Origin of the sequence: Erwinia sp. 198 (genome assembly GCF_003937915.1) — a bacterium.
Lineage (GTDB): Bacteria > Pseudomonadota > Gammaproteobacteria > Enterobacterales > Enterobacteriaceae > Erwinia > Erwinia aeris.
This window is the reverse complement of the sequence record NZ_RHUM01000003.1, coordinates 169,529-186,477: the sequence shown is the minus strand read 5'-3', so window position 1 is coordinate 186,477 and position 16,949 is coordinate 169,529. Positions and strand designations below refer to the sequence as shown.

10 protein-coding genes and 1 pseudogene are annotated in these 16,949 nt (G+C 59.8%); 2 read left to right on the top strand and 9 right to left on the bottom strand.

Translation table 11 applies throughout. The features are described from left to right. Window positions 1–41: 41 nt before the first annotated feature. From baeR to EGK14_RS05845, 6 genes and pseudogenes are all read right to left on the bottom strand, one after another. Window positions 42–749, bottom strand: a complete 708-nt coding sequence (baeR, locus tag EGK14_RS05870) for a two-component system response regulator BaeR (protein WP_125288143.1) — start codon at window positions 747–749, stop codon at window positions 42–44. A gap of 26 nt (window positions 750–775) precedes the next feature. After that, window positions 776–2,167 (bottom strand): two-component system sensor histidine kinase BaeS, encoded by a 1,392-nt coding sequence (baeS, locus tag EGK14_RS05865; RefSeq protein WP_125288142.1) that lies wholly within the window; start codon window positions 2,165–2,167, stop codon window positions 776–778. 95 nt (window positions 2,168–2,262) lie between these two features. Then, window positions 2,263–2,484: pseudogene (locus EGK14_RS05860) on the bottom strand (multidrug transporter subunit MdtD); the annotation flags it as partial. Further along, window positions 2,484–5,561, bottom strand: coding sequence for a multidrug efflux RND transporter permease subunit MdtC (mdtC, locus tag EGK14_RS05855; protein WP_125288141.1), 3,078 nt, complete (start codon window positions 5,559–5,561; stop codon window positions 2,484–2,486). The gene mdtC and the pseudogene EGK14_RS05860, both read right to left, overlap by 1 nt. Beyond that, window positions 5,558–8,677: an MdtB/MuxB family multidrug efflux RND transporter permease subunit gene (locus tag EGK14_RS05850; protein ID WP_125288140.1), complete on the bottom strand. Its 3,120-nt coding sequence runs from the start codon at window positions 8,675–8,677 to the stop codon at window positions 5,558–5,560. The genes mdtC and EGK14_RS05850 overlap by 4 nt, the downstream gene beginning before the upstream one ends. After that, window positions 8,677–9,891, bottom strand: a complete 1,215-nt coding sequence (locus tag EGK14_RS05845; protein ID WP_125288139.1) for an MdtA/MuxA family multidrug efflux RND transporter periplasmic adaptor subunit — start codon at window positions 9,889–9,891, stop codon at window positions 8,677–8,679. The genes EGK14_RS05850 and EGK14_RS05845 overlap by 1 nt, the downstream gene beginning before the upstream one ends. A 282-nt stretch (window positions 9,892–10,173) precedes the next feature. On the opposite strand from EGK14_RS05845, the gene EGK14_RS05840 reads away from it, so the two are divergent. Then, the gene (locus tag EGK14_RS05840; RefSeq protein WP_125288138.1) at window positions 10,174–11,133 is read left to right on the top strand and encodes an aldo/keto reductase; all 960 of its coding nucleotides are present in this window, start codon (window positions 10,174–10,176) and stop codon (window positions 11,131–11,133) included. Here EGK14_RS05840 and yegD read toward each other — a convergent pair whose 3' ends face one another. From yegD to EGK14_RS05825, 3 genes are all read right to left on the bottom strand, one after another. Then, window positions 11,134–12,486, bottom strand: a complete 1,353-nt coding sequence (yegD, locus tag EGK14_RS05835) for a molecular chaperone (protein WP_125288137.1) — start codon at window positions 12,484–12,486, stop codon at window positions 11,134–11,136. Window positions 12,487–12,633: 147 nt separating this feature from the next. Continuing rightward, window positions 12,634–15,264: a diguanylate cyclase gene (locus EGK14_RS05830; RefSeq protein WP_125288136.1), complete on the bottom strand. Its 2,631-nt coding sequence runs from the start codon at window positions 15,262–15,264 to the stop codon at window positions 12,634–12,636. Between the two features lie 147 nt (window positions 15,265–15,411). After that, window positions 15,412–16,041, bottom strand: a complete 630-nt coding sequence (locus EGK14_RS05825) for a phosphatase PAP2 family protein (protein WP_125288135.1) — start codon at window positions 16,039–16,041, stop codon at window positions 15,412–15,414. Between the two features lie 241 nt (window positions 16,042–16,282). Here EGK14_RS05825 and udk point away from each other — a divergent pair, with 241 nt between their 5' ends. Next, entirely contained in the window at window positions 16,283–16,924 is a 642-nt protein-coding gene (gene udk / locus EGK14_RS05820) for a uridine kinase (protein WP_125288134.1), read from the top strand. Window positions 16,925–16,949 lie beyond the last annotated feature (25 nt).

Sequence of the window (16,949 nt, the reverse complement as noted above, 5' to 3'; positions counted from 1 at the left end):
TGCGGGGATTGTAAAAGCTGGCGGCAGGAATGTAAATTGCGCTAGATCAACCGGCACACGTCCGCTTCCCAACGGTAGCCCATGCCGTAGACCGCGCGAATAAAGGGTTGATCGGCATCCAGCGCCTCCAGCTTACGGCGCAGATTCTTGATATGGCTGTCGATGGTGCGATCGGTCACGACGCGATAATCGTCATACAGATGGTTCAGCAGCATCTCGCGCGAAAAGACTTTGCCTGGCTCATGCGCCAGCGTTTTCAGCAGGCGAAACTCGGCGGGCGTCAGCTCCAGCGGCGTGCCGTTCCAGCTGGCCTGAAAACGCGCTTCATCCACTACCAGCAGCGACGCTTTTTGCGCCTCTTCCGGCGTGCGTTTACAGCGCTTGAGGATAGTTTTCACCCGGGCGACCACTTCACGCGGGCTGAAGGGCTTGCAGATATAGTCGTCGGCGCCAATCTCCAGCCCCAGCAGCCGGTCAATTTCTTCCGTTCTGGCCGTGACCATAATCACCGGCAGCTCGGTGAAGCGGCGCAGCTCGCGGCATAGCGTCAGGCCATCCACGCCCGGCAGCATTAAATCCAGCAGCATCAGATCCGGCGGCGACTGCTTAACCCACTCCAGCACCTCGTCGCCGCGCAGCAGGTGATGCGTACGGTAATTGGCGGCCTGCAAATAATCGACCAGCAGCTGGCCGAGCTTGGGTTCATCCTCAACCACCAGGATCAGTGGGCTAAGCGGTTCCTGATTCATGACACTCTTCTTTGCAAGAAGGCGAATTACGCCCGGGTTAGTCTTGCGGGTAAGTGTACCGTAATTTTAAGGCCACCGGCAGCAGAGTGATCCGCTTTGATAACGCCTTCGTGCGCCTCCACGATATTCTGACAGATGGCCAGCCCCAGCCCGGAGCCACCGCTGGCCCGGTTGCGCGAGCTTTCCGCCCGGTAGAAACGCTCAAAGATTTGCTCGCGCTGCTCGTCGGTAATGCCCGGCGCGCTGTCCTCAAAATCGATGATTTGCTGGCCCTGTTCCGCGCGCAGCGTCACCACCAGACCGCCGCCCGCATCGGTATAGCGCAGGCTGTTTTCCATCAGGTTGGTGAACAGCTGCATCAGGCGATCCGGATCGCCAAACAGCGGCGCGGAGTCGGGCAGGCGAAGCTGCAAAGTCAGATGTCGGCTCTGATAACGTCCCGCAAAATTCGCGGCGACCATGTCCAGCAGCGGCACCAGATCGATATCGCTGCGGCGATAGGCCAGCGCGCCTTCGTCAGAGAGTGAAAGCTGATGCACGTCATCCACCAGCTTGGTCAGCGTCGCGACTTCACCCTGTAGAGAGACAATCGACTCCGGCGTTAGTTTACGCACGCCGTCCTGAATGGCCTCCAGCTCGCCGCGCAGGATCGCCAGCGGCGTGCGCAGCTCGTGCGAGATATCCGCCATAAAAGCGCGCCGCATACGCTCGTTTTTCTCCAGCGTGCTGGCCAGACGGTTAAAATCCTGGCCGAGGCGGCCCAGTTCGTCGCGGCTGTCGGCCTTGACGCGCGTGGCGAAATCGCCGGCGGCCAGGTGATGCGTGCCCTCGACCAGCCTCTTTACCGGCGCGAGCAGGCCGCGCGACATCAGCCAGGTCACCAGCGCCGCCAGCAGCATGGTCAGGCCGACAATCATCCAGCTGGTGCGCTTCTGCTGCTGATCGAAATTAATATCCGCGCTGCGCGTCAGCCTTTCCGGCGGCGAGCCGATCACCCAGCCCACGATATGGCCGCTGCTGGTGGTAATGCTGCGGCGGCTGCCTTCCGGCGGCACCGGCGCGCGCGGCCCTATCATCACGCGATATTGCTGATCGATGACCCAAAACTGCGTGCGCCAGCCGTGCGGCGGCAGCTGATTATTCGCCTCCGGGTTTTGCTCCAGCGAATGCAGGATCTGAAACACCAGCTTGTTGTTATGGCGCAGAAAGTCCCAGTTGCCGTGCTGCTCGTACTGATCGGCCAGCGCGTCGCTCAGCAGCACCAGCCGCTGCTCATTGCCCTTTTTGATATAGTCGATAAAGCCGTGCTCAAAGCTGAGGCGCACGCCCCAGTGCATGGTGATCAGCACCAGCATACAGGTGGAAAAAATAGCGATAAACAGCTTGGCGGTGATGCCGATACGTAATTTTGCAAACATTCAGGGCTTTCTCCGACGACTCAGCACCACGTTTTTGTTAACGTCAGGCGGCACGTGGCGAAATACCAGCGCGGGCAGAACAACCACCGCCGCCATACAGATATGGGTTGATATAAAGGCCTGCTGACCGGCAGCATTACCGCCACGGTCAGCACACAGGAAACCCCCACCGAATACATCTGTAGCGGATCCTGATGCAGGCTGTGCGCCATCGCGGGCAGCGCGGCGTTGACGATAGTGGTGTCCAGCGTCTGCCTAAAGAAGCCGAACGCCACAATCCACAGCGGCCAGCGCGCGCTGGCCGAAAGCGTCTCCATCAGCCGGTTGCCTCTGCGCGTCTGCGCGCGGCCGGTTTTCTGCGTAGTTTATCCATATACAGATAAACCACCGGGGTGGTGTAGAGCGTCAGCAGCTGGCTCATCACCAGGCCACCGACGATGGTGATCCCCAGCGGCTGGCGCAGCTCCGCACCGTCGCCCGTGGTCAGCACCAGCGGCAGCGCGCCCAGCAGCGCCGCCAGCGTGGTCATCATAATAGGACGGAAGCGCAGCAGGCTGGCCTGGAAGATCGCCTCGCGCGCGCTCAGATTGCCGTTTCGCTGCGCGTCCAGCGCGAAGTCAACCATCATGATAGCGTTCTTTTTCACGATGCCGATCAGCAGCAAAATGCCGATCAGGGCAATCAGGCTAAAGGGCGCGCCAAACAGCTCCAGCGCCAGCAGCGCGCCCACGCCCGCAGAGGGCAGGGTGGAAAGGATTGTCAGCGGATGCACATAGCTCTCGTAAAGGATCCCCAGCACGATATAGACGGTGGCGATGGCGGCCAGCATCAGCCACAGCTGGCTGCTTTGCGTCTCCTGAAAGATCTGCGCCGTGCCGGCAAAGCTGCCGCGCACGCTGGACGGCACGCCCAGCGCGGTCATGCTGCGCTCGATAGCCTCGGATGCCTGAGAAAGCGAGACGCCTTCCGGTAGGTTAAACGACACCGTAGAGGCGGCAGAAAGCCCCTGATGATTCACCGACAGCGGCGCGTTGGCGGGCTGCCACTTCGCAAAGCCGGAAAGCGGGATCGCCTTGCCGTCGTTGTTGATCACGTACATCAAGTCCAGCGAGCTGACGTCCTGGGTATAGCGCGGGTCGACTTCCATGACCACCTTATACTGATTCAGCGGCTGGTAAATGGTAGAGATCTGCCGCTGGCCGAAAGCGTTATTCAGTAGGCTATTGGCGTCGGCGACGTTGATGCCCAGCTGCGCCATGCGGGTGCGATCGTAAACCAGCGCCATCTCGGCGCCTTTATCCTGCTGATCGGAGTTCACGTCCGCCAGCTCGGGCAGCTTAGAAAAAGCCTGGCGAATTTTCGGCTCCCAGCTGCGCAGATCGTCCAGATCGTCCGACAGTAGCGTGTACTGATAGCCTGCGTTCGACTCGCGCCCGCCCACCCTTAAATCCTGTACCGCCATTAAAAACAGGCTTGCGCCCGGTTCTTTCGCCAGCTTGCCGCGTAGCCGGGCGATCACCGCCTGGGCGCTGTCGCTGCGTTCACTGAGCGGCTTAAGCGAAATAAACATCGAGCCGCTGTTGGTGCGCGAGCCGCCGGTAAAGCCGACCACGCTTTCCACCGCCGGATCGTCGCGAACGATTTTCATAAAATCTTCCAGCTTGCCGCGCATCGACTGGAAAGAGATGCTTTGATCCGCCTGGATAAAGCCCATCAGCCGCCCGGTATCCTGTTCCGGCATAAAGGTTTTCGGCACCACAACGTACAGGTACATGGTCAGGCCGATAGTGGCGATAAACACCAGCAGCGTCCAGCGCGAGTGGTTCAGCACCCAGTTCAGCGAGCGGCCGTAGCCCTGCTGAATACCGGTCAGCACCCGGCCAAAACCGCGCAGGCGCGGCTGCTCGCGGCGGGGATGCGCTTTCAGCAGGCGGCCGCACATCATCGGCGTCAGCGTCACCGAGATCAGCAGCGAAATGATGATAGAAACGGAGAGGGTCACGGCGAACTCGCGGAAAAAGCGGCCAATCAGCCCGCCGAGCATCAGCAGCGGCAGGAATACCGCCACCAGCGACAGGCTCATTGACAGCACGGTAAAGCCCACCTCGCGGGTTCCCTGCAGCGCGGCCTGAATCGGCTTCATGCCCGCTTCTACGTGGCGGGAAATGTTTTCCAGCACCACGATGGCGTCATCCACCACAAACCCGGTCGCCACCGTCAGCGCCATCAGCGACAGGTTGTTGAGGCTGAAGCCGCAGAGATACATGGCGGCAAAGGTGCCGATCAGCGACACCGGTACGGCAACGGCGGGGATCAGCGTGGCGCGGCCCGAACGCAAAAAGGCGAATACCACCAGGATCACCAGCCCGACGGAAATTATCAGCGACTGTTCCACTTCGGCCAGCGAGGCGCGAATAGTCGGCGAGCGATCCTGCGCGACATCCAGCTGGATAGAGGCGGGAATGCTGTTGCGCAGCTCCGGCACCGCCGCACGAATACGATCGACGGTATCGATAATATTGGCTTCGGGCAGCTTGCGTACCAGCAGCAAAATCGCCGGTTTAGCGTTCGCCATCCCGGCGTTACGCACGTCCTGCACCGAGTCGGTGACGTTGGCGACATCCTGAAGCCGCACCGCCGCGCCGTTGCTGTAGTGTACGATCAGCGGCTGATACTCCGCCGCCGTTTTCAGCTCGTCGTTGGTTTTTATCTGCCAGCGTTGATGGCTGTCTTCAATCGCGCCCTGCGGCCTGCGCTGGTTAGCGTTGCTGATGGCCGTGCGCACCGCGTCCAGCGACACGCCCTGGTTAAACAGCGCCTGCGGATTCAGATCCACGCGCACCGCTGGCAGCGAGCTGCCGCCCACGGAGACGTCGCCCACGCCCTCGATCTGCGCCAGCTTCTGCGCCAGCTGGGTAGAGGCGTAGTCGTACAGATCGCCCTGCGACCAGGCGTCCGACGTCAGCGTCATAATCATAATCGGCGCGTCGGAGGGGTTGATTTTGCGCCAGGTTGGACGGCTCGGCATCCCGGTCGGCAGCAGGCTTTGCGCCGCGTTGATCGCACCCTGCACGTCGCGCGCCGCGCCGTTGATATCGCGATCGTAATCAAAAACCAGAATGATGCGTGTGCTGCCCAGCGAGCTGGTGGAAGTCATTTCGCTGACGCCCGCGATGCGCCCCAGCGACCGCTCCAGCGGCGTGGCCACTGACGAAGCCATTGTCTCCGGCGACGCGCCGGGCAGCGAAGCGGAGATTAAAATCACCGGGAAATCGACCTGCGGCAGCGGCGCGACGGGCAGCAGGCGAAAGCTCAGCGCGCCCGCCAGCGCGATGGCGATGGTCAACAGAATAGTGGCCACCGGACGGTGAATAAACAGCGCAAAAAATTTCACTGCGCCTCCTTCGACGGCAGACGACGACGGGCTGCCTGCGCCAGGCGGTCGAACAGCAGATAAATCACCGGCGTGGTGAACAGCGTCAGCACCTGGCTGACGATCAGGCCGCCTACCATCGCCACGCCCAGCGGATGCCGCAGCTCGGCACCGACGCCGGTGCTTAGCATCAGCGGCAGCGCGCCCAGCAGCGCCGCCAGCGTGGTCATCAGGATCGGTCGGAAGCGCAGCAGGCAGGCCTGATAGATCGCGTTATAAGGCGTCATGCCCTGTTCGCGCTCCGCCGCCAGCGCAAAGTCAATCATCATAATGGCGTTTTTCTTCACGATGCCGATCAGCAGGATAATGCCGATAATGGCGATCACATCCAGCTCGTTGCCGCTGAGCATCAGCGCCAGCAGCGCGCCGACGCCTGCCGTGGGCAGCGTGGAAAGAATGGTGATCGGATGGATAAAGCTTTCATACAGCACGCCCAGCACGATATACATCGCCACCACGGCGGCCACGATCAGCCAGACGGTGCTGGAGAGCGCCGCCTGAAACGCCAGCGTGCTGCCCTGGAACTTCGTGACGATCCCGGCAGGCATCGCCATAGCCTGCTCGGCCTGAGTAATGGCGTTCACCGCCTCTTCCAGCGAATAGCCGTCGCGGACGTTAAACGAGAAGGTGGTCGAAGGGAACTGATCCAGATGATTGATGCTTAACGCGCCGTGACGCTGCTCAACGCTGGCGATGGCGCTAAGCGGCACGCTGCCGCCGTCGGTGCTGGTCAGGCGAATGGACTCCAGCGCGGCCAGGCCCGGGGTGGCGGAAATATCGTTTTCCAGCACCACGCGATACTGGCTGGCCTGGGTATAAATAGTAGAGATTAGCCTTTGGCCAAAAGCGTTATAGAGCGCGTTATCCACGTCCGCCATGCTGATGCCGAGACGGCTGGCGTTATCGCGATCCACCTTGATGTAGGCTTCCAGCCCGCGATCTTGCCAGTCGCTGCTGACATCTTTCAGCTGCGGCAGCTGCTTCAGCGCCTCGGTGAGCTTCGGCACCCACAGGCTCAGCGAATCCAGCGAGCCGGTTTGCAGCGTAAACTGATACTGTGTGCGGCTAAGCTGGGTATCAATGGTGAGATCCTGCACCGGCTGGAGATAAAGATCGATGCCGGGCACAGCGGCGACCGCCTGCTGTAAACGGGTAATTACCGCCGGAATGCGATCCTCACGCTCGTCCAGCGGCTTGAGGTTGATTTGCAGCCGTCCGCTGTTCAGCGCCGGATTGGTGCCGTCCACGCCGACAAAGGAGGTCAGGCTTTGCACCGCCGGATCTTTCATAATAATCGATGCGACCTGCTGCTGGCGCTGCGCCATGCTGGCCCAGGAAACCGACTGCGGCGCCTGCACCGTGCCCTGGATAATGCCGTTATCCTGCAGCGGGAAAAAGCCTTTCGGGATTGCTACCCACAGCAGCACGGTAATGGCCAGCGTGCCGAGCGCCACGCCGAGCGTCAGCCACTGATGATCCAGCGCGCGCTTGAGAAAGCGGCCGTAGCCGGCGATGACGCGATCGAACATCGCCTCGCTGGCGCGCGAAAAGCGGTTCTGCTTGCGCAATGATTCCACGCTGAGCATCCGCGCGCACATCATTGGCGTCAGCGTCAGCGATACCACGGCGGAAATCAGGATCGAGACTGCCAGCGTAACGGCAAACTCGCGGAACAGCCTGCCGACGATATCGCCCATAAACAGCAGCGGGATCAGCACCGCTATCAGCGAGAAGGTCAGTGAGATAATGGTAAAGCCGATCTCGCCCGCGCCCTTCAGCGCCGCGTCCAGCGGCTTTTCGCCTTTTTCGATATAGCGGGAGATATTTTCAATCACCACGATAGCGTCATCGACCACAAAGCCGGTGGCGATGGTCAACGCCATCAGCGTCAGGTTATTGACGGAGAAGCCAAGGAAGTAGATTACGGCAAAGGTGCCGACCAGCGACAGCGGCACCGCGACCGCCGGAATAATCGTCGCCGGCACGTTGCGCAGAAACAGATAGATGATCATCACCACCAGCGCGATAGCCAGCATCAGCTCGAACTGCACGTCGTTGACCGAGGCGCGGATATTGGTGGTGCGGTCGGTCAGCACTTTGACCTCGACCGACTTCGGCAGCGAAGCGGTCAGCGCTGGCAGCATCTGGCGAATGCTGTCGGCAGTGGTGATAATGTTTGCGCCCGGCTGCCGCTGAATATTAAGCACGATAGCCTGCTGGCGGTTAGCCCAGGCGCCCAGCCAGCTGTTTTCCGCTCCCTGTTCCACGGTGGCGACGTCGCGCAGGCGCACTGGCGCACCGTTCTGCCAGCTGATAATCAGCTGACGATAGTCTTCCGCCGACTTCATCTGATCGTTGGCGGAAAGCGTAATCGAGCGCTCCGGGCCGTCCAGGCTGCCTTTAGCCGAATTGACGTTGGCGCTGCTGATAGCGGTGCGCACCGTTTCGCTGGTCAGTCCGAGCGAGGCCAGCGCCTGCGCGTTGAGCTTCACCCGCACCGCCGGCCGCTGGCCGCCGGCGAGCGTCACCAGCCCCACGCCGGAAACCTGCGAAATCTTCTGCGCCACGCGCGTTTCCACCATATCCTGCACCTGGGTCATTGGCATACTGGTAGTGGTAACGGCCAGCGTCATGATCGGCGGATCGGCGGGGTTCACCTTGCTGTAAACCGGCGGATTCGGCAGGTCGGACGGCAGCAGATTGGTCGCGGCGTTGATGGCGGCCTGCACTTCCTGCTCGGCCACGTCCAGCGGCAGCGTTAGCTGAAACTGCAGCGTCACCACCGACGCGCCGCCGGAACTCTGCGAAGCCATCTGCTTTAAGCCCGACATCTGGCCGAACTGGCGCTCCAGCGGTGCGGTAACGGCCGAGGTCATCACGTCCGGACTGGCGCCCGGATAGAGCGTCACCACCTGAATGGTGGGATAGTCAACCTCCGGCAGCGCCGAAACGGGTAGCGAGCGGTAGCCCAGAATACCGGCCAGCAGGATAGCGACCATCAGCAGCGTGGTCGCCACCGGACGCATAATAAACTGGCGGGAAGGGCCGCCGCCGGGGTTAGAAGGCATCACCTGCATTACTGGCGCGCTCCCTTAGCGGGCGGCGTACCGGTGCCCGCCAGCGGCATGGCCTGCGGCGCCACCACTTCTACCGTGGCGCCTTCCGTCAGCCGATCGATACCGTCGGTGACAACTTTTTCGCCTTCGTCCAGCCCGGCGTCCACAATCGCCTTCTCGCTGTCCTGCACGCTGACGGTGATAGTTTTTTTACTGACCTTGCCGTCGCTGTTAACCACCCAGACAAAATGCCCCTCGTTGCCCATTTGCAGCGCCGCTACCGGGATAACAATGGCGTCGTGCAGCGTGTTGACCTGTAAACGCGCGTTAACAAACTGATTAGGAAACAGGCGGTCGTCCTGATTAGTGAACTGCGCTTTGACTTTAATCGTACCGGTCGTGACGTCGATCTGATTATCCATGCTCAGCAGCGAACCGGTCGCCAGCAGCGTTTTGTTGCTGCGATCCCAGGCTTCTACCGGTACCGGCTGCCCGGCCTTTTGCGCCTTCATCAGGGTTTCGATCTGGTTTTCCGGCAGGCTGAACACCAGCTCGACCGGATGCGTTTGGGTGATCACCACGATGCCGTTGGTGTCGCCGCTGCTGATATAGTTGCCAATATCTACCTGACGCAGCCCGACGCGGCCGGAAACAGGCGAGATGATGCGGCTGTAGGTCAGGTTCAGCTGCGCGCTGGCAACGCTGCCCTCATCCGCCTGGATCGTTCCCAGGGTTTCACTGACCAGCGCACGCTGTGTATCCAGCTCCTGCTGCGAGACCAGGTTGGTTTTCACCAGCTTCTCCAGCCGCGCCAGATCGCGACGCGCGTTGGCAAGCGTCGCCCGATCTTTTGCCAGCTGGCCCTGCGCCTGCGTCAGCGCGACCTGAAAGGGACGAGGATCGATTTCCGCCAGCAGCTGGCCCGCCCTGACTTGCTGGCCTTCGGTAAAGTGAAGCGCCATCAGATCGCCATCGACGCGGCTGCGCAGCGTGACGGTATTGGCGGCGGCGACGGTGCCCAGCCCGGTAAGGTATTGCGGTACGCTCTGGCGCGCGGCGGCAGCAGCCTGCACCGGCGCCAGCGGCCCGCCTGCGGCTTTACGACCGCCGCCGGAAGCGTGCGGGCGCTCGGCGGTTTTTTGCTGCTCGCCGTGGCTGTGCCACCAGTAAAGTCCGCCCGCTGCGATAGCCGCGAGCACCACAAGTATGATTTTAAAACGGCGCCGGGTGTTCATCCTGTTATCAGCTCTCCAAAGGCAAAAGTTAGCGTCGGTAAAGCAATCTCGCCGGACGGGAAGGCTGGCTGCTTTCCTGAGGCCGGCGAGACTGAAGACGCTTAATATTTCAATTTTAACGGATTTATCAATTATAAAAATGAAGGAATTAAGAATAACCGTTCAGCAAGTGTAAGTATTCTCGCGTCGACGTGCCTGTACCGTTAATCAACAAACGTCTTGTATGGATATTTGCTACGCTAATAGTCACGTCAGAAACCCTTCCAATACAGGAGTATAAAGATGATCCAAACGCATCGCGAGCTGGGCCGTACCGGTATTCAGGTTCCCACGCTGACTTTTGGCGGCAACGTTTTCGGCTGGACGGTCGATCGGCAAACTTCTTTTTCTCTGCTGGACGCGCTGGTGGAAAAAGGCCTCTTCTTTATTGATACCGCCGACTGCTATTCGCGCTGGGCGCCGGGCAACAAGGGCGGTGAATCAGAAACCATTATCGGCGACTGGCTGAAGAAAACCGGCAAGCGCAACCAGATCGTGTTGGCCACCAAGGTCGGCATGGAAATGGGCGAAGGCAAAACCGGCCTGTCGCCTGCTTATATTCGCCAGGCGGTAGAGGCCTCGCTAAGCCGTCTGCAAACCGACTATATCGATCTCTATCAGGCGCACCGCGACGACAGCGACACCCCTTTGCAGCAGACGCTGGCGACCTTCGACGCGCTGATTAAAGAAGGCAAGGTGCGGGCTATCGGCGCCTCTAACTACGGTGCGGAAAGGCTGCAGGAAGCGCTGGATATCAGCAAAGAGCAGGGCCTGGCCCGCTATGAAACACTACAGCCGGAATACAATCTTTATGACCGCCAGGGTTACGAAAGCGGTCTGGAGCAGGTAGCGCGGGAACATGACCTGGGCGTAATCAACTACTATTCGCTGGCCAGCGGCTTTTTAAGCGGCAAATATCGCAGCAAGGCCGACGCGAATAAAAGCAAGCGCGGCGAAGGCGTGGTCGAGAAATACCTCAACGAGCGCGGCCTGCGCATTCTGAAAGCGTTAGACGAGGCGGCGGAAGAGAGCCAGGCCACGCCGACGCAGGTTGCGCTGGCGTGGCAGATTGCCCGTCCAGGCATCACCGCGCCGATTGTCAGTGTGACCTCGCTTCCTCAGCTGGAAGAGCTGAGCAAGGCTGCCAGCCTTCAGCTCAGCGAGGAAGCGACAGGCAAGCTTACCGAAGCGAGCCGCTATTAATTAGCGAAACAGCACCTGCGCCCAGCGCGCCAGGCCGGCGGTGACGGAACCAAAGTCATCGCCGCTGGCGAGCGGGATGTCGGGCAGCTGCTTTTGCAGCGCCTCGCGCAGCACCGGCGAGCGGGCGCTGCCTCCCGTCAGATAGATCACGTCCGGTCGGGTGCCGCTGCCGTCCAGCGCCAGCTTCACCTGTTCCTGAATGCGCTCCAGCGGCTGGGCGATAGCGCTTTTCAGCGCGTCCACGCTGATATCGGTCGCCAGCGACGGCTCAATAAAATCCAGCGTCGAGGTGGCCGAAGGCCGATCGGAAAGGGCGATTTTGCTCTCTTCCGCCGCGCGTACCAGCCGGTAGCCCAGCCGCTGCTGCCAGACTTTCAGCAGGCGCTGCACTTTTTCCGGCTCGCGGGCGTCGCGGATCAAATCCTGAAGCTGTTTGCGGCTGGCCGTGGCGTAAAAGTCGCTTTGCGCAGGCACGTCGTTGATAGCGATAGCGTTCCACCACGGCAGCGCAGGCAGCGCAATGCCTTTGTGCGTCTGGCCGCCGCTGCCCAGCAGCGGCATCAGCTCTTTAAAGGCCAGCATAATGTCCAGGTCGTTACCGCCGACGCGGCAGCCGCTGTGGCCCAGCAGGCTCTCCTGACGCTCGGCTCTGTCGTGCCATTGCGGGCCCATCAGCAGCACGGAGCAGTCGGTGGTGCCGCCGCCGATATCCACAATCAGCACGCGCGTTTCTTTTTTCAGCGTCGCTTCAAATTCCAGACCGGCCGCGACCGGCTCGAACTGGAACTCAACCTCTTTGAAACCGGCGCGGCTGGCGGCGCGCGCCAGTATGCCCTGTGCCTGACGGTTGGCCTCTTCGCCGCCCAGCCCCTGGAAGTTGACCGGACGGCCAATCACCGCCTGGGTAATGCTTTCCTGCGTCTGGGTTTCGGCCTGCTGGCGGATATGCAGCATCATCGCGCATACCAGATCTTCAAAGAAGGCGACCTGCTGCGGCTTCAGGCCGCTCGCGCCCAGGAAGGATTTGGGCGATTTAACAAACCAGGTATCTTCCGGCTCGGCCATATACTGCGCCAGCGAGGCCAGACCGAACTGCACGCTGGCGGGCGTGACTTCGATATCTTCTTCACGGTTGAACGCGAGGGCGCGCCGTAAAATCGCCTGATTTTCGGCTTCGGGCGTTGGCACCTGGTGATGGCGAAACAGCCATTCGCTGACCGTATCGCGCGTCGGCGCGCAGAGCATTGAGGGTAGCAGGCTGGAACCGTTTTCCAGCGGCAGCAGCGTGGGTACGCCCTCTTTCATGATGGCGACCGAGCAGTTTGCCGTCCCGTAATCAAAGCCGATAAACATTCCTTCCCTCCGCTAATAAAAAAAGGGGGCGACTTTAGCCCAGGGGCGGCAGGAGAGCAAGCGCCGGGTAAGCTTTAATTGCTGCTCGCGGCGCTGGTTGTGTACTAAGGCGGCCGAACGCCACCGCAGCGGGCCGCCGATATTGCCTTAAGAAGAGAGCTGCTGCGGTAAAATTTGTTGGTTTTCGCGCTGTGACAGCACGGGTTTAAGCGTATCTATCAGCTTTGCTTCATAAATGGAATACTGGCCGCGGCCGTTGTGCTTGGCGTTGTAGCAGGCCAAGTCGGCCTGAGCCATCACGTCGCTGGCGGAAGCGTTGTCCTTGCTGAGCTGGGTGATACCCGCGCTGGCGCCAATACGGTGCAGCTGGCCTTCCCACAGAAAAGGGTAATGATTTACCGCCTCCACCAGGCACTGCGCGATATCGCGCGCCTCACCAGGCGCGCAGTCCGGCAGCAGCACGCCAAACTCATCGCCGCCCAGGCGCGCCAGAAAATCGCCGCTGCGTAAATGCTGTTTCATCTGGCCCGATATCTCCCGCAGCAGCGCATCGCCGGCGGCATGACCGGCGCTGTCGTTGACCGCCTTAAAGCGATCGAGATCGATAAAGATCAGCGCGTGCTGACGCTGCTGCTGGCTGGCGCTGTGCAGCAGCTGTTTCAGACGCTGCTCGAAGCTGACGCGGTTAGGCAGGCGGGTCAGCATATCGTGCGAGGCGCCGTAGCTCAGCCGCCGCATCATCTCCCGCGATTCGCTGACGTCCTGGATCACCATCACGCTGCCGATATAGCCGCCTTCCAGCGTTTTCAGCGGCGTAATGCTGTAGTGAATATCAAAACAGTCGCCGGATCGGTTATGCAGCACCAGCTCTTCGGCCAGTTCCGGCGCCGATTTGCTGTGCGGCAGCCCGCATAACAGCAGGTTTTCCATTTCCGGGCCGTCGCTGCCGTGAGTGATGCGCAGCAGATCGCTGAGCCGTTTTCCTGCCGCCTCTTCCTGCGTCCAGCCGCTCATCACTTCCGCTACCGGGTTCATAAACGTCACCCGCATCTCTTCATCCGTACTGATCACCGCCTCGCCGATTGCGTCCAGCGTAATATGCATCCGCTCTTTTTCCTGGTAGAGCGCGTCGGTCAGCTGACGCATCGCGGTCACGTCCTGATTGATGCCAAGCATTCTTTCAACGTTGCCGTCGTCGCCAAAAACCAGCGTCGACTGACTGTGAATAAAGCGAATGCCGTCATCCGTAGCGATACGGAACACGATATCTACCGGCAGGGATTCTTTAATGCCCTTATCAAAGGCGTCGATGGCCATTTGACGATCGGCAGGCAGCAGGCTGTTAACCCACGTCAGATAGGTCGCCTGGCCTTCTTCCTTCAACCCGTAGAGCTGAAACATGCGCTTGTCCCAGTTCATTTTGCCGGTCTTCAGGCTCAGATCCCAGACGCCGATGCCGGCCGCCTCATTAGCCAGCGTAATACGCTGCATCAGGCGGCGGTTGGCGGCTTCGGTCTGCTTCAGATCGGAAATATCTTCAATTTGAGAAATAAAGTAGAGCGGTCGCCGCTCGCTGTCGCGTACCAGCGAGGTCGCCAGCAGCGCCCAGACGATCCTCCCGTCTTTGCGCAGATAGCGTTTTTCATGACTGTAGGTTTCGATCTCGCCTGCCAGCAGCTCGTTAAACTTGCTTTCATCAACCGCCAGGTCGTCAGGGTGCGTCAGCACCTGAAAGGTCATGGTGACCAGCTCGGTCTGAGCGTAGCCCAGCAGCCGACAAAGCGATTGATTCACCTGTAGAAAACGGCCTTCCGGTGACACCAGCGCCATGCCTATCACCGAATACTCCATGGCATGACGAAACCTGGCCTCGCTCTGGGAGATATGCTTTTTTTCCTCCCGGAACGAGTGCATCACCTGCGCCATAATATGGCTGGGGATGATCGCCAGCAAAAACGGCAGCCAGGGCGCGCTGTTCACGATAGTCACCGCGTTGGTATATTGCACCAGCTGGTTTAGCGCCAGCAGCAGGCTCATCATCAGCAGCGTGGCGAAAAAAACAATAAAGGCAGACAGGCGCGGCAGGCGCACGGCGCTGTAGAACAGCACCACCATCACAAAGGTAAAAGACCACGGCAGATAGCGTAACGCGCAGTAGCTCAGTGCCAGCGTAACGATCAGCGTCAACAACGTTTCCACCAGCGCGTGTGGGCTAAGGGATTTGCGCAGCTCTTCAGGTCGCCATAGCAGGCAGACCGGACCGAGCGCCAGCATCCCGATAGTTTCCGAAACCGTCCAGGTCGTAAAAAAATGGAAGTTGGCCTGCCCGGTAAAGTTCAGCGACCAGCAGGCGAGCAGCGCGCCGAGCAGCGGCGTAAAAATGCCGACCGATACCACCATCTTGCTCCAGCCGAGCAGCGAATCCAGCGGCGCTTCTCTGTCCAGCAGCCTGCGCAACAGCGCGCCGCCCAGCAGCGCCTGAAGCAAATTGATTAGCGGAAACGTCAACACGACGACGGCTGTGCCGACCATCAGCGTGTTGGCGGCGATAATGCCAATCATACAGCCGCCCAGCAGTCCCGGCAGCCTGCGCGGCGGATAGTGGAACACCAGCAGAGTCATCAAAGCGGTGGGCAGCCAAAGCGAAGAGATTTGAATGCTGACCTTAATCAGTTCCAGACAAAACAGCGTCAGAACAAAAGAAAGCACGCCAAACATCGCTCCCCTGAGCCAGGGGAGAGAGGAGCGGTCAGCGGGGGAAAACGTATCAGTCGTCATAAAAATCCAGCGAGGCAACGGAGAACGGTCAGCTCGAACCAGGTAACTTAAGGCATGCTAACACATTCGTTTTTGAATGCCTGCGCTAATTCAAAAGATCGCTTTATTCGGGCGATTGACCGCCGCGCGCCGCTGGTGGAAAGGGAATTACTGCCTGAGCTTCAGCAAATCGGCACGTGTCCAGGGATGGTCAATGCCCGCAATCTGTACGGAAAGACGCTGCAAAAACTGTTGCGTGGTGGCAAGACGACCGTGGCTCAGCAGCAGCAGAGGCAGCAGGAGCGCAATGCAAAGCTGCAGCGTGGAAAATCCCTGTACTCTGGCGCGCCGCTGGCTGACCAGGAAAGCCGTACTCAGGGTAAAGCCCAGGATCAGACCGGTAATCACTTCGCTGGTGGAGTGGTAGCTAAGCAGCAGTCGCGAGACGCCGACCAGAATGGGGATCAGGTAGCCGATACCGACGGCAAACAGGCGGCCCTTGTCCGACAGGCGGCCGCTGAGCAGCCAGAGCATCACCGGCCACAGCGTCGCCGACATGGCGGTGTGGCCGCTGAAGCCGGTAAAGTTCAGATGCGCGCTGCCAAGGCCAAAGCCCATAAAAGCCACTTTAGAGAGGCTGACCACGGCGCCGGCGGTGCAGAAAGCCAGTGCCCAATACCAGGCCGCGCGCCGATCGCTGTTTTTCCAGCTAATCAGTCCGGCCATCACGATAGCCGTAGGAATAAGCAACATGCTGTCGCCAAAATAGGTCAAAAAATGCAATGTACGCCAGTACACGGTGTTTCCTTATTATGCTGTGATAACCCGCTACGCTGTTGCAACAGGGTGCCCGCAACGGCCGGGCCGACATTGTGAATCTGACAGCCAACAGTTTAGCGAGCGCGACAGCAGAGGTATAACGGGAAAGTCTTAAAAGCCTTCCGCCGGTTTTTTCTGGCATCAACACCCCGAAATCCCTATAATTACGCGCGAATTCATCCTCTCCATCTGTCTCAGACACAAATCAGGTCTTTAATTTATGACTGACAAGTCGCATCAGTGCGTCATCGTAGGTATCGCCGGCGCATCTGCCTCGGGAAAAAGTCTTATCGCCAGTACGCTCTATCGTGAAGTTCGCGATCGGGTCGGCGATGAAAATATTGGTGTTATCCCTGAGGATGCTTATTACAAAGACCAAAGCCATCTGACCATGGATGAACGGGTTAAAACAAACTATGACCACCCCAGCGCCATGGATCATAACCTGCTGCTGCAGCATCTGCAGATGCTGAAAGCAGGGGAGGCGATCGATCTGCCGGTTTACAGCTATGTAGAACATACCCGTACCGCGCAGACTATTGAGCTGAAACCGAAGAAAGTCATTATCCTGGAAGGGATCCTGCTGCTGACGGACGCGCGGCTGCGCGCTGAAATGAACTTTTCGATCTTCGTGGATACGCCGCTGGATATCTGCCTGATGCGCCGCATGAAGCGCGACGTCAACGAACGAGGCCGCTCAATGGACTCCGTGATGGCGCAGTATCAGAAAACCGTGCGTCCGATGTTCCTGCAGTTTATCGAACCCTCCAAACAGTACGCTGACATTATTGTGCCTCGCGGCGGTAAAAACCGTATCGCGATCGATATCCTGAAGGCGAAGATAAATCAGTTCTTCGAGTAAACCTGACCCGGCGCCCCAAAGGGCC